11 protein-coding genes are annotated in these 13,598 nt (G+C 37.9%); 10 read left to right on the plus strand and 1 reads right to left on the minus strand.

The window, feature by feature from the left end; all coding sequences use genetic code 11:
• Positions 1-11 precede the first annotated feature (11 nt).
• From FRX54_RS00130 to FRX54_RS00160, 7 genes are all read left to right on the plus strand, one after another.
• A complete protein-coding gene (locus tag FRX54_RS00130) occupies positions 12-2,111 on the plus strand; it encodes an ATP-binding protein (RefSeq protein WP_146459735.1) in 2,100 nt (699 codons plus the stop codon).
• Positions 2,112-2,113: 2 nt separating this feature from the next.
• Entirely contained in the window at positions 2,114-2,983 is an 870-nt protein-coding gene (locus FRX54_RS00135; RefSeq protein ID WP_146459736.1) for a response regulator, read from the plus strand.
• A gap of 219 nt (positions 2,984-3,202) precedes the next feature.
• Positions 3,203-4,288 (plus strand): MmcQ/YjbR family DNA-binding protein, encoded by a 1,086-nt coding sequence (locus FRX54_RS00140; protein ID WP_146459738.1) that lies wholly within the window; start codon positions 3,203-3,205, stop codon positions 4,286-4,288.
• A gap of 73 nt (positions 4,289-4,361) precedes the next feature.
• Positions 4,362-5,279 (plus strand): aldo/keto reductase family oxidoreductase, encoded by a 918-nt coding sequence (locus FRX54_RS00145; protein ID WP_146459741.1) that lies wholly within the window; start codon positions 4,362-4,364, stop codon positions 5,277-5,279.
• Between the two features lie 94 nt (positions 5,280-5,373).
• Positions 5,374-5,847: an 8-oxo-dGTP diphosphatase gene (locus FRX54_RS00150; RefSeq protein ID WP_146459744.1), complete on the plus strand. Its 474-nt coding sequence runs from the start codon at positions 5,374-5,376 to the stop codon at positions 5,845-5,847.
• A 52-nt stretch (positions 5,848-5,899) separates the two neighbouring features.
• The gene (locus FRX54_RS00155; RefSeq protein WP_146459746.1) at positions 5,900-7,060 is read left to right on the plus strand and encodes an AI-2E family transporter; all 1,161 of its coding nucleotides are present in this window, start codon (positions 5,900-5,902) and stop codon (positions 7,058-7,060) included.
• Positions 7,050-8,279 (plus strand): tetratricopeptide repeat protein, encoded by a 1,230-nt coding sequence (locus tag FRX54_RS00160; protein ID WP_146459750.1) that lies wholly within the window; start codon positions 7,050-7,052, stop codon positions 8,277-8,279. Before FRX54_RS00155 ends, FRX54_RS00160 begins: the two co-directional genes overlap by 11 nt.
• A gap of 17 nt (positions 8,280-8,296) precedes the next feature.
• On the opposite strand, the gene FRX54_RS00165 is transcribed toward FRX54_RS00160, so the two are convergent.
• Positions 8,297-9,961 (minus strand): NFACT family protein, encoded by a 1,665-nt coding sequence (locus tag FRX54_RS00165; protein WP_146459754.1) that lies wholly within the window; start codon positions 9,959-9,961, stop codon positions 8,297-8,299.
• 130 nt (positions 9,962-10,091) lie between these two features.
• Between FRX54_RS00165 and FRX54_RS00170 the strand changes: the two genes are divergently transcribed.
• From FRX54_RS00170 to FRX54_RS00180, 3 genes are all read left to right on the plus strand, one after another.
• On the plus strand, positions 10,092-10,961 hold the full coding sequence (locus FRX54_RS00170; RefSeq protein ID WP_146459757.1) for an ABC transporter permease: 870 nt from the start codon (positions 10,092-10,094) through the stop codon (positions 10,959-10,961).
• Positions 10,958-11,716 (plus strand): ABC transporter ATP-binding protein, encoded by a 759-nt coding sequence (locus FRX54_RS00175; protein ID WP_146459759.1) that lies wholly within the window; start codon positions 10,958-10,960, stop codon positions 11,714-11,716. The genes FRX54_RS00170 and FRX54_RS00175 overlap by 4 nt, the downstream gene beginning before the upstream one ends.
• Before the next feature lie 176 nt (positions 11,717-11,892).
• Positions 11,893-13,554 carry a ribonuclease J gene (locus tag FRX54_RS00180; protein WP_146459763.1) on the plus strand — a complete coding sequence of 554 codons (1,662 nt, stop codon included), beginning with the start codon at positions 11,893-11,895 and terminating at the stop codon, positions 13,552-13,554.
• Positions 13,555-13,598 lie beyond the last annotated feature (44 nt).

Consider the following 13,598-nt stretch of genomic DNA (forward strand, 5'->3'; position numbering starts at 1 on the left):
GAGAGAGTCATATGAAGAAGCTTCATTTTAAAATTAGTTCTGGATTAAAGGACATTATAGGAAAAGATTTAATTACGAATGAACTAGTTGCTATTTTTGAACTTGTAAAAAATAGCTACGATGCGGATGCAACGGAGATAAATTTGATAATTAATAGTCATGAAAATACCATTATTATCCAAGATAATGGTAAAGGTATGACTCGCAATGATATTGAAAATAACTGGTTGTTTGTTGCATACTCTGAAAAGAAAAATAATAACCGTGTTTATGCTGGTTCAAAAGGAATTGGTAGATTTTCCTGTGATCGACTAGGGAGTAAACTAACATTATTAAGTAAAAAAAATAACGAATCAAGTGAGTTAATTATAGATTGGGGAGAATTTGAAAAAAATTCTTTAGACGAATTTGAAAAGATAGAAGTTGATTACAAATCAGGTTCAGAAATCAACAGTATATTTAGAGGAGAATCTGGGACGCTTTTAAAAATTACAGGGTTACGTGATGAATGGTCGAAAGACCGTGTTGAAAAAGTTTTTTCAGCACTACAAAGACTAGTAAATCCCTTTGTTAATGATGGAAAAATAAAAATAAATGTTCAATATTTTTCCTCTGCTACAAAAATTGCAGAAATAGATAGAAATGTTAGTAATACTATTGCTACAGTACTAGATAAAAAAACCATTCACATAGAGTGTGAAGTTGAAGAAAAAAAAATTAGCGTCACTCTATTTGATAGAGAAAAAATGATATATTCTTTTAATATTGAAAACACAACGATATTAAAGAATCTTTACTTTAAGATTTATTATCTTTCAACTGCTGCGAAACATAATTTTACACGAATTATGGGAATTGAGGCCAAAAATTATGGCTCAATATTCCTGTATAAAAATAATTTTCGAATATTTCCGTATGGGGAAGTTGATTATGATTCATTTGGACTAAATTTGCGAAAAACTCAAGGTTATAATCGTTATTTAGGTCATCGAGAATTACTGGGTTGGATCAATATTACAGACTTAGAAAATAATTTTAATGAAGTAACGTCACGAGATAGGGGGTTTGTAACTAATGCCTACACGATTGCATTTGAAGAATTATATATGGAGTTTATTCAACGGCCATTAGAATCTTATGTTCAACTTGTTAAGTTTGGTAATAGTGATATCGATGATATTCAAACCGATGATAATAGAGTAGTAGAAAAATTAACTAATCGGTTCAAAAAACATAAATTTACAACACCTCCACAGTTCTATGAATTACCTAAAATTGCTCAGCCTTTAGAAAAGAAATTTGATTTACTCAATGATGAGACTGTTAGTGTTTCCGACAAAAAAGAAATTCAAAAGAATTTGAAACAAACTGCAAGTGAACTAACTAAAGAGAATAAGGCTGTTAAGAAAGAAAAAGAACAGGTGATTAGGGAGAACGATCAATTAAGAAATAGAGTAGAAATAACTGATAAATTTCTTGATAGTTCGAAACCCGCGAGACAAGATATGTTGTTTCATGAGCTTGGAAAAGTTGGAAGTGAGTTAAACGGAACGGTGAAAAAGATGATACGTTTAATGAATGAATCTGAGCTTGAAAAGTTTGCTGATTCGATATATAAATTAAGAAGAACTTCTGATAAATTATCTTCTATCAAAAAACAGATTTTGAGAATTAATTTTGAAACTTACAGTAAGACAGAAAAAATTGAAATAAAAACCTATCTCAAAAGTTATATTGACAATACAGTGAATGACACATCGAAATTGAAAATTAATCTTGGAACTGGTAAAGTTGAACAGAAGATTAATATATATGATTTTGGCACTTTAATAGATAACCTTATCACCAATGCTCAGGATAGAAATGCTAATAATATTATTTTCTACTTTGAAGAAGACAATAGCGCAATGCATGTAATGTCTGATACTGGACCTATTGAAATTCAGCCAATGGAAAATATTTTTAAATTAGGTGTGACTTCCAAGAGAAGAGGAACAGGTTTAGGCATGTATATTTGTAAACAAATCTGTCAGGATTTTGGATGGGAAATTACAGTTTTAGAATTAGAAAATAATTATGTTGATTTTAAAATTGTATTCAATAAGGAGTAGTAGTGAGACAAGATATTAATATTTTGTGGTTAGATGATGAACTTGATTCTGATGCACATGAAGAAAGAAAATTTATTGTAAGTGATATTTTAGAATATAAAGGATATAAAGCAGTTTTTAAAGAATGCTCAACTTTTGAAAATGCAATTGACGAATTGGTATCAGTAAAGAGATATGACTTTTTCATTTCTGATTTTAATTTAGAGAAGGAGGAAACGGGATTAACCTATCTTGAAAAAATACGAGAAAGTAATGGATATAGACAATTTGTCATTTTATATTCCAATAATGAGTATTCGACAATCAAAGATGAGATACTAAATGTAGTTAGAAATAAAAATATTGGAATCTTTTCTAACTTCACTTTCTTTTCAGTTGGAGACCAGAATGAAGCAAATCTATTTGAAAATGCAATTGATGTTATATTGTGCAGATGGGATGAGTTAAATGCCATTCGTGGTCGATTTATGTTTGAAAATGCAAAGTTAGAGCATATTCTTAGAGAAAAATTGATTCGAAATATGAAGGATAAGAATCCTCAGTATATTAAAACTGTGGAGTCTAAAGAATATAGGTGGTTGGTTAGAGAATTTTTTAATCGCTTTAGATTTGATCCTAGTAAAAGTAAAGAAAGAGATCAGATTCAGGAAAAGTGGCTTGAGTTGGTAGATAAAAGAAACTTATTAGCCCATTCTGAAGAAAAATTTGATGCAGAAAGAGGCTACTATATTTATTCAAAAGATAAGCATACCGATAACGAGCTAGTTATTTATGAAGATAATCTAGATGATGAAAGAAAGTATATTAGTAAACTTGTTACTGAACTCGTTGATTTTGTTGAATCTGGAAATTTACAGCCCCCTATAAAATAAATAATAAAAACCATTAAAAATATATCTTAGCTAGTTATAAAAATATTCGGCGACGAGGTTAATATATCCTAAGGAATAGTTTTTTATAAGAATTTATCTTTTAGAATTATTTAGTAAAGTAGATCGAATTGGCTTTATTGATGGAAAGTGTGTGTATAAGTTCTCAAGTTCAAGAATAAATATTAGTTGAAAAAGAAATCTGTATAGAAAGGAGAACTTATGTCCCTAGAATCTTCAATTTTTTCTAAAAAACGAGTGCTTGTGGAGCGTTTGTTACCTTTTGGTTTTGTGATGGATGGGCAAGATTTTTACTATCGTCGAACCTTGATAGCAGGTGATTTTGAGGCTAGGGTTTGGGTGTCAGCGTCTGGTCAAGTTTCTGGTCAGGTTTGGGACTGTGAGATGGATGAGCCTTATGAAGCCATTCGTCGTGAATATCAGTTGGGGGCTTTTGTGACTCAGGTTAAGGAAGCCTATATAACAGTTTTACAGGAGATTGCTTTAGCGTGTTGTGAGGATCAGTTGTTTGAGCAAGAGCAGGCTAATCGCTTAGGCAATTATTTGAAAATGACTTATGGCGACGATTATGATTATCCTTTTGTTAAACATCCAAATTATTTTTCTTATCGAGTGGTGGGCAAGTGGTATGCTTTGATTTTTCCTTTGAATTTGGCTAAGTTGGGTGTGTCTGGTAATTTGGCAAATCAAAGTGTTGAAGTCATCAATCTCAAGGTTCCAACTCAAAAATTATCAGCTTACTTGGATAAAGAGGGAATTTATCCTGCCTACCACATGTCTAAGAAAAGCTGGATTTCAGTGGTTTTAGATGATAGTCTGTCGGATAAAGACTTGTTTGAGTTGGTGGATCAGAGTCGCCAGTTGGTTACACCAAAATCTTTGGCACAAGAAACAGGGCCAGATTTTTGGGTGATTCCTGCTAATCCTAAGTACTATGACATTGATCGTGAATTTGCTGAGCATGATAGCATTGAGTGGACTCAGAAGGCCAAGATTAAGGCAGGTGATGTTGTCTTAATTTACATGACGGCACCTACTCGTGCCTTGCGTTATTTGTGTAGGGTTTTAGAGGCAGATATTAGGAATCAAGGTCAACGTGACAATCCGTCGATTAACTATTTGATGCGGTTGGAGCGATTAAAAACCTATGCTGATGATTGTTTTAATCAAGATGTTTTACGCCGACATGGTTTGACAACTATTCGTGGGCCAAGGCGACTGCCGCAGAGTCTAATTGATGTGATTAAGTCTCAAGACTCTCCTTTGTTGAAAAATATGTTAGAATAAAAACGGTACAATAAAGCTAGTGCTTGGAATGATCTTTATCCCAAGCCAATATTGATAAAGAAAGTAGTTTTTGATGAAAACATTACAATTAGGTCAGTCAGCATTAGAAGTTTCACGTCTTGCCTTGGGTTGCATGCGAATGGCAAGTCTTGATTTGGAAGAAGCTAAACAAGTTATTCAAACCAGTTTAGATTTGGGGATTAACTTTTTTGACCATGCTGATATTTATGGTAAGGGGCAGTCAGAGCGATTGTTTGGTCAAGCCATTAAGGATATGGGGATTGACCGTGAGCGATTGATGATTCAGTCCAAGTGTGGGATTCGTCAGGGATTTTTTGATTTTTCAAAAGAGCATATCTTGCAATCTGTTGATGGTATCTTGGAACGTTTGCAGACGGACTATTTGGATCTTTTAGTCTTACACCGCCCAGATACCCTTTGGGAACCAGAAGAAGTGGCTGAAACCTTTACTTATCTAAAGGAGCAAGGCAAGGTGCGCCATTTTGGTTTGAGTAATGTCAATCGTTACCAGTTTGAGCATTTGCAGGCCTATATGGATCAGCCACTCTTGGTCAATCAGTTACAGTTTAGTTTGGTTCATACACCTATGATTGATAGTGGGTTACAGGTTAATATGTTGAGTGATGGAGCAACAAATCGTGACGGTGGTATTTTGGACTATTGTCGCCTACATGGTGTGACCATTCAGGCTTGGTCGCCGTTTATGATTGATTTGGTGAAAGGTACTTTTTTTGACCACCCTGATTATCCAGAGCTTAATCAAGTGTTGAGAGAATTAGCAACAGCCAAAGGTGTCTCCGTTGAAGCGATTGCGACAGCCTTTATTCTTCGTCATCCTGCTAAAATGCAAGTCATTCTCGGTTCTATGAATCCAGATCGCTTGCGAAATATTGCTAAGGCTAGTGAGATTGAACTGGATCGTAAAGAATGGTATCGCCTGTATCTAGCAGCAGGTAAGTTTTTACCATAATTAACAAAAAGATTTAACTCATGGGTTAAGTCTTTTTGTAATTGGTTTTATTGTTGACATTTTGATATAATGGAAAAAAAGAAGGAGGAGTTTCATGGTAAAGTTAGCGACCATTTGTTACATTGATAATGGTAAGGAATTTCTCCTTCTTCATCGTAATAAACGTCAAGATGATGTTCACTATGGCAAGTGGATTTCTGTTGGTGGCAAGCTAGAAGCTGGTGAGAGTCCAGAGGATTGTGCTAGGCGTGAAGTGGCTGAAGAAACGGGGCTAAATGTGGAAGAGATGAGCCTTAAAGGGATTGTGACATTTCCAAATTTTACACCAAATCAGGATTGGTACACCTACGTTTTTCGAGTGACGGCATTTTCAGGTGACTTGTTGTCTGATTGTCCAGAAGGCAACTTAGCTTGGGTACCTTACGATCAAGTTTTGACCAAGCCCACATGGGAAGGGGATTATCAACTCTTTTCTTGGATTTTAGAAGATAGCCCCTTCTTTTCTGCAAAATTTTCTTATCAAGATGGGCAGTTACTGGATCAGCAGGTTTATTTTTATGATAAGTAGTGATTTTTAGAGAAAAAGCAAGGTGTCTTATTAGTTATCAAATGGAGGAATTATGAGCCAAAACGAGAAGCAGTTTGATAAAAGTTGGTTTTCAAAATGGTTGTTACATAATCAAGCAGTATCTGTGCTGTTGATTACGTTGCTTCTGTTTTTGAATATTTTTGTATTTACAAAAATTAGTTCGGTCTTTATGTCAGTCCTTTACTTGGGGGCAGCCGTCATGCTTCCTTTAGTGATGTCAACCATTCTCTACTATCTGTTAGAGCCGATGGTGACTTGGATTGAAAAAAGGGGGATGCAGCGTGTAGCAGCGATTGCCTTTGTTTTTATTTTGGTGTTATTAGGTGTGCTACTGGTACTTGCCAATTTTGTGCCCATGGCTCAAGAGCAAGTGATGAGTTTTATTCGTAATTTACCAACCTACACTCGACAGGTGGAGAAACAAGCTGTTCAGTTGTTACAAGATCCACGTTTGGCTAATTTCCGTCCACAACTTGAAGATGTCGTGGATAATTTAAGTCAAAAAGCTGTTGATTATGCAGAGACCTTTTCACGAGATGCGGTGTCGTGGCTGGGAAGTTTAGCGGCGACTATTGCCAAGGTTGCAGTTGCTATTATCATTGCACCGTTTATTCTCTTTTATTTCCTAAGAGATAGCCAGCAGATGAAAACGGGCTTGGTTTCTATTATCCCCACCAAAATGCGTCCGTCAGCCACTCGGATTTTAAGTGGGATCAATGAACAGTTATCAGGTTATGTTCAAGGACAGGTGACGGTAGCCATTGTCGTAGGTATCATGTTTTCAATCATGTTTAGCCTAATCAATCTCCCTTATGCTCTCACGCTTGGGGTTTTGGCAGGTATTTTGAACATGATTCCTTACTTGGGAAGTTTCTTGGCGATGATTCCTGTTGTGATTTTAGCCTTGGTTGATGGACCTGTAATGCTAGCCAAGGTCTTGTTGGTCTTTACCATTGAACAAACGGTCGAAGGTCGTTTTGTAACCCCATTAGTTCTAGGTAGCAAGCTCAGCATTCATCCTATTACCATTATGTTTATTCTCTTGATTTCAGGATCAATATTTGGTGTCTGGGGCGTCTTTTTAGGAATTCCATTTTATGCTTCCGTCAAGGTAGTGGTCAAAGAAATGTTTGAATGGTACAAACAAGCTAGTGGGCTTTACGAGGAGGCAAATAGTCAAGATGAGCAATAGTGAAAAAATGTTGGCAGCCTTGGAAATGGGTGATTTGACACGAGCAAAGAAATATTTTCAGCGAGCCTTACATTCAGATGACCAAGAAACCTTGTTGGACTTGGGGACTTATTTGCAATCAATTGGCTTTTATGAAGAAGCCAAAGCCATTTATCAGCAAATTCAGAATGACTTTCCAGAAGTTTATTTGAGCTTGGCTGAAATTGCAGCTGAGGATGGTCAGATAGAAGAGGCTTTCTTTTATCTGGATCAAGTTGATTCGACAAGTCCGGATTATGTGGTTAGTCTGCTGATCATGGCTGACTTGTATGATAGTGAAGGTTTGACGGATGTAGCTAGGGAAAAATTACTTTTAGCCAGTCAGTTGAGTGCTGATCCCCTGGTTAAACTAGGCTTGTCTGAAATCGAGTATCGTTTGGAAAATTTTCAAGCAGCCATTGATACTTATGCCCAACTGGATAATCGAGCAATCCTAGCTGAGACAGGGATTTCCACCTATCAACGTATTGGTCGTTCTTATGCTCATTTGGGTAAGATTGAAGCAGCGATTGAGTTTTTAGCCAAGGCTGTTGAGATTGAGTATGATGACCAGACGGTTTTTGAATTGGCCAGTCTTTTGAGTGAGCAAGAGGATTATCAACGAGCTAATGTGTATTTCAAACAATTAGAAACCATGAACCCTGATTTTGAAGGCTATGAGTTAGCTTATGCTCGTTCTCTTCATGCCAATCACCAGTTAGAAGAGGCCTTGATTCTCGTTCAAGGTGGTCTAGCTAAAAATGAATTTGACGGGCAATTACTGCTCTTAGCTGCTCAGTTGTCTTATGAAAATCATGACCAAGTTGGAGCTGAAAACTATCTCATCAAGGCAGAGGCCGTGGTGGAAGATCGTGAAGAAGTAGTCCTAGCCCTAGCTAATCTTTACTTGGAGCAAGAACGTTATTCAGAGATTATCGCCTTGGTTGATGAGGAAAATGATTGGGCATTAACCAAGTGGACCTTGGCCAAGGCCTATCAGGCTAGTGATGAGGAAGATAAGGCTCTAGCTATTTATAAGGTGTTGACAGAGGATTTGGGAAATAATCCTGACTTTCTCAAAGACTATGCCTATCTGTTAAGGGAGTTTGGCTATCAAAAAGACTTGGCTTTGGTGGTTCAGCAGTATTTGACATTTGTTCCTGATGATACAGAAATGTATGACTTATTAGATGACAATTAAAAGAGATTGATATTTTATCAATCTCTTTTGTTTAGTTTCATGCTTTGAATTTTTTCTGAAATAGGAGTGACTCGCAAGGTTTTTTGTCCAGTATAAGTGACAAATCCAGGTTTTGCTCCCGTAGGTTTATGGAGTTTTTTGGCTTCAATCATATCCACTTGTACAAGATTGGATAGACGAGCCTTAGAATAATAGGCAGCTAGTTCCGCTGCGTCTGTTTTGACCTCATCGCTAGGGTTGAGATTGTCTTTGATGATGACATGGCTTCCGGCAATATCCTTAGCATGAAACCAAAGCTCGCCTTTCTTGGCTAGTTTGAAAGTCAATTCTTCATTTTGAAGGTTATTGCGTCCGACCAAAATGATGGTTTTACCATCGGTTGCCAGATATTGCTCAGGTTTTTTACGCTTGTGGAGTTTTTGACGATTTTTTTGTTTGATAAAACCAGTCTGAATCAATTCTTCTCGAATGTCTTCAATATCATCCAAAGAAGCTTGAGCAAGGGCAACTTCAACACTTTCAAGATAAGAAATCGTTTCCTTGGTTTCCTCAATCAGTCCTTTGAGATGTTTGACAGCTTCTTTTAATTTTTGATATTTTTTGAAATAACGCTGGGCATTTTGATTCGGCGTGAGGGCAAGATCAAGGGCAATCGTAATTGGCTGGCCGGTATAGTAGTTGTCTAAGATGATTTCATCCTTATTATTGGGAACCTGACTGAGATAGGTTGTCAGTAGTTCGCCTTTTTGACGAAAATCTTCTGCCAAGTCAGTGTCGGCTAGCTCTTGACTTTGCTTGTTCAATTTCTTACGATTTTTTTCCAAATCATTCTGAACCCGTTGAATTAAGTCGCTCGCCTGCCGGCTGATACGGTCTTTTTCAGCTTTTTCTTGATAAAAATAATCTAGGAGTTGGGCAAAATCAGCAAATGATTTTTGGTTGTCTGAAAAAGTGACGGCCGAAAAACTATTCTTGGTCAGAGTAGGTTTAGTTTCTTGGTTAAAGAAAGCTCGAAAGGCCTTGAGTTTACGGTCGCAATCCAAGGCAAGTGTTAGTTGGTTAGCCGTATCTCGTCCTAAGCCTTGGAAAAGTTGCTGAAGATTGTTAGCAGTCAAGTCTTGTGTTTGAAGAATCTCAAAGAGTTTTTCATCAGCTATGGTAAATGGATTGTGACTGTTTTTTGGTGGTGGAGCTAGATAGGTTGCACCAGGTAAAATGGTACGGTAGCTATTTTGGGCAAAACCAAGGTGTTTAATCGATTCGATAATCTTTCCTTGTCCCTTGTCTAACAAGATAATGTTGCTATGCTTGCCCATGATTTCAACCACTAAGGTGACTTCAATGTGATCGCCAATTTCATTTTTGTTGGAAACGCTGATTTCTAAGATACGATCATTGTCAATTTGTTTCAGTTGCTCAATGACAGCACCTTGAAGGTACTTTCGCATAATCATGGTAAAGGTGCTGGGTTGTTTGGGATTTTGAAACTCAGTTTGCGTTAATTGGATACGACCAAAGACAGAGTGTGCAGAAAGTAGCAGTTTGTAATTTTGTCGATGGTGACGAATAGTTAGGACTAACTCTCTCTCAAATGGTTGGTTGACCTTTTGAATCCGTCCACCGACCAGTTGAGTTTGAAGTTCTTGGGTAAGGTGATGCAAAAAAAAGCCATCAAAAGACATGCAATTCTCCTTTTTTGTCTAGTTTAATCATTATATCATAAATGTCTGAGCCTAGATAGACAAAGAGATGAGATAGACGGTCTGATGAGAATATGCTACAATAGTCCTACTAAAGAATAAAGGAGTTAGTATGATTATTTCCACCATTTCGCAAGGCTTACTTTGGGCCGTCTTGGGTCTAGGGATCTATATGACCTTTCGGATCTTGAACTTTCCTGATATGACAATAGAAGGCTCCTTTCCCTTGGGCGGTGCAGTAGCTGTTACCTTGATGACACAGGGTGTCCATCCTCTTTTAGGGACCTTAATGGCTATTCTTGCAGGTTGTTTGGCAGGTTTGGTCACAGGCCTTCTTTATACCAAGGGGAAAATTCCGACGCTTTTAGCGGGAATCTTGGTGATGACGTCTTGTCATTCTATTATTTTAATGGTCATGGGTAGGGCCAATTTGGGGCTTTTAGATGCCATTACCTTGCCGGACTTATTACCTTTAGACAATAGTTTCAACCTTTTGGTTCTGGGTTTGATTTTTAACTTTTTGGTGATTTTGGGTTTGATTTATTTCTTCTATACGCGTTTGGGTCAAGCCTATATCGCTACTGGAGATAATCGTGATATGGCTCGTAGTTTTGGCATTGATACCGATAAAATGGAAGTCATGGGACTGGTTGTTTCTAATGGCATTGTTGCCTTGGCAGGAGCTTTGATTAGTCAGCAAGATGGCTACGCTGATGTGTCTAAGGGCGTTGGGGTGATTGTCATTGGCTTGGCAAGTATCATTATCGGTGAGGTAGTTTTATCAGCCAATTTAACCCTTTTGGAACGTTTGATTTCTCTTGTCGTTGGGTCAATTGGCTATCAGGCTCTGATTTGGTTAGTTGTGGCTCTTGGTTTCAATACCAACTATCTCAAACTATTCAGTGCCTTAGTCTTGGCAATCTGTTTGATGATTCCAGAGCTGAAGAAAAAATTCTTGAAAGGGGTTAGCCTATCCCGATGAAAAAAATTATTGAATTGAAAAATGCTAGTGTCGTGGTTAATAATGGGTTTGATGAAGTTAAGACCATTTTGGACGATGTTAGTTTGACCATTTATGAACAGGACTTTTTGACCATTTTAGGTGGTAATGGAGCTGGAAAATCGACTCTGTTTAATGTCATTGCAGGGACACTTATGTTGACTAGCGGTAGCATTGCTATCATGGGAGAAGATGTGACGCAGCTATCTGCACAAAAACGAGCAGCCCACCTTTCACGTGTCTTTCAAGATCCTAAAATGGGGACTGCTCCACGTATGACCGTGGCTGAAAATCTGCTCATCGCCAAGTTTCGAGGGCAAAAAAGAGGCCTTGTGTCACGTCAATTGCAGGAATATAAGGGTGAATTTCAGGAGCTACTTGGCAAGATTGGCAATGGGTTAGACAAGCATTTGGACACGCCAGCAGGGCTATTGTCAGGTGGTCAACGTCAAGCCCTTAGTCTCTTGATGGCAACCGTCAAACGCCCAGAGTTGTTGCTGTTAGATGAACATACGGCAGCCCTAGATCCTAAGACCAGTCAGTCGTTAATACAGTTGACCGATGACTTTGTTCAGACAGACCAATTAACTGCCTTGATGATTACTCATCAGATGGAAGACGCCTTGAAATACGGCAATCGCCTATTGGTCATGAAAGATGGTAAGATTGTCAAAGACTTGAACAAAGACGAAAAAGCTCAACTGAGTATTGCTGATTATTATCGCATTTTTGATTAAGAGAGAAACTAACCTTTTGACAAAAAGGTTAGTTTTTATTTTCATGTGAAATATGATATAATAGGAGAGATTATAACAGTAAATCGACTTGCGTAGCCAAGGACCGTTTGTCATAATACCAGTAGCCAATCTACTGGTCATTTTAAGCATAATAAGATTACAGACAAGGAGAAGATATGAGTCAAATTAAAATTATAGCTCTAGGTGGTGTCCGAGAAAATGGAAAAAATTTCTACCTAGTTGAAGTCAATGAATCGATTTTTATTTTGGATACAGGATTGAAATATCCTGAAAATGAACAACTTGGGGTTGATGTGGTCATTCCTAATTTTGACTACCTTATTGAAAACAAACAACGTGTACAAGGGATTTTTCTAACTCACGGTCATGCCGATGCGATTGGTGCTCTTCCTTACCTCTTGCAACAGGTTAAGGTGCCCGTTTTTGGCTCTCAACTCACCATTGAACTTGCCAAGTTGGTGGTAAAAAATAATGAAGGTAGTAAAAAATTTAATCAATTTCATGTTGTTGACAGTGAAACGGAAATTGAATTTGATGATGCAACGATTTCCTTTTTCAAAACGACCCACTCGATACCAGACAGTTTAGGGGTTGTGGTTGGTACAGCAGAAGGTAAGATTGTTTATACAGGGGATTTCAAATTTGATCAAGCTGCTAGTTCACTTTATCAAACAGACCTAGGTCGTCTGGCAGAAATTGGTCGGGAAGGTGTCCTAGCCCTTTTATCAGACTCTGCCAATGCTTCTAGTACCGTTCAAGTTGCCAGTGAAGCTGAAGTTGGTCTTGAGATGAACCAAGTCATCGCCGATGCGGATGGTCGCATTATTGTGGCAGCAGTTGCTAGTAATCTAGTGAGAATTCAACAAGTCTTTGATGCAGCAGCAGCTAATGGTCGTCGTGTGGTCTTGACAGGTTTTGATGCGGAAAATATTGTTCGTACTGCCATGCGTCTAAAAAAATTGTCTTTGGCTAACGAACGCCTAATCATTAAACCCAAGGACATCAATCGTTTTGAAGACCATGAATTGATTATCCTAGAAACAGGTAAGATGGGTGAGCCAATCAATGGCTTGCGTAAGATGGCAATTGGGCGTCACCGTTATGTTCAAATTAAAGACGGGGATTTGGTTTATGTCGTGACCACACCAAGCATTGCTAAAGAAGCCATGGTGGCACGAGTTGAAAATCTGATTTACAAGGCAGGTGGTTCAGTTAAACTCATCACACAAAATCTGCGTGTGTCAGGTCATGCCAATGGTCGTGATTTGCAGCTGATAATTAACCTCCTTCAACCTAAATACCTATTTCCGATTCAGGGTGAGTATCGTGATTTGCAGGCTCATGCTGAGTTGGCACAGGAAGTTGGCGTTTTACCAGAGAACATTTACATCATGAAACGTGGCGATATCATGGTCTATGATCAAGAGGGCTTCCTGCATGAAGGGGGGATTCCTGCTGGAGATGTTATGATTGATGGCAATGCCATTGGTGATGTGGGTAATATTGTCTTGCGAGATCGTAAGATTTTGTCAGAAGATGGTATCTTTATCGTAGCCATGACGGTCAATAAACGAGAGCGTAAGATTATCTCAAGAGCCAAGGTGCATACGCGTGGCTTTGTCTATGTTAAAAAGAGTCGTGACATTTTGAGAGAAAGTGCTGATTTGGTCAACACGGTTGTTGAAGATTACCTTGCCCAACCTAACTTTGATTGGAATGAATTGAAAGGTTCAGTTCGTGATAGTATCAGTAAGTTTCTATTTGAGCAGACCAAACGCCGACCAGCTATTTTGCCAGTCATTATGGAAGTACGCTAAAAGAATAAGCTAGGAAATAAGCTCCTAGCTTTTTATATCAAGAA

Origin of the sequence: Streptococcus sp. sy004, from assembly GCF_007859205.1 — a bacterium.
Lineage (GTDB): Bacteria > Bacillota > Bacilli > Lactobacillales > Streptococcaceae > Streptococcus.

What these genes read in the sequence shown, in the direction of transcription:
- FRX54_RS00130 (WP_146459735.1), top strand. Translation starts at nt 12, where the DNA reads ATGAAGAAGCTTCATTTTAAAATTAGTTCTGGATTAAAGGACATTATA.
- FRX54_RS00140 (WP_146459738.1), top strand. Translation starts at nt 3,203, where the DNA reads ATGTCCCTAGAATCTTCAATTTTTTCTAAAAAACGAGTGCTTGTGGAG.
- FRX54_RS00145 (WP_146459741.1), top strand. Translation starts at nt 4,362, where the DNA reads ATGAAAACATTACAATTAGGTCAGTCAGCATTAGAAGTTTCACGTCTT.
- FRX54_RS00150 (WP_146459744.1), top strand. Translation starts at nt 5,374, where the DNA reads ATGGTAAAGTTAGCGACCATTTGTTACATTGATAATGGTAAGGAATTT.
- FRX54_RS00155 (WP_146459746.1), top strand. Translation starts at nt 5,900, where the DNA reads ATGAGCCAAAACGAGAAGCAGTTTGATAAAAGTTGGTTTTCAAAATGG.
- FRX54_RS00160 (WP_146459750.1), top strand. Translation starts at nt 7,050, where the DNA reads ATGAGCAATAGTGAAAAAATGTTGGCAGCCTTGGAAATGGGTGATTTG.
- FRX54_RS00165 (WP_146459754.1), bottom strand. Translation starts at nt 9,961, where the DNA reads ATGTCTTTTGATGGCTTTTTTTTGCATCACCTTACCCAAGAACTTCAA.
- FRX54_RS00170 (WP_146459757.1), top strand. Translation starts at nt 10,092, where the DNA reads ATGATTATTTCCACCATTTCGCAAGGCTTACTTTGGGCCGTCTTGGGT.
- FRX54_RS00175 (WP_146459759.1), top strand. Translation starts at nt 10,958, where the DNA reads ATGAAAAAAATTATTGAATTGAAAAATGCTAGTGTCGTGGTTAATAAT.
- FRX54_RS00180 (WP_146459763.1), top strand. Translation starts at nt 11,893, where the DNA reads ATGAGTCAAATTAAAATTATAGCTCTAGGTGGTGTCCGAGAAAATGGA.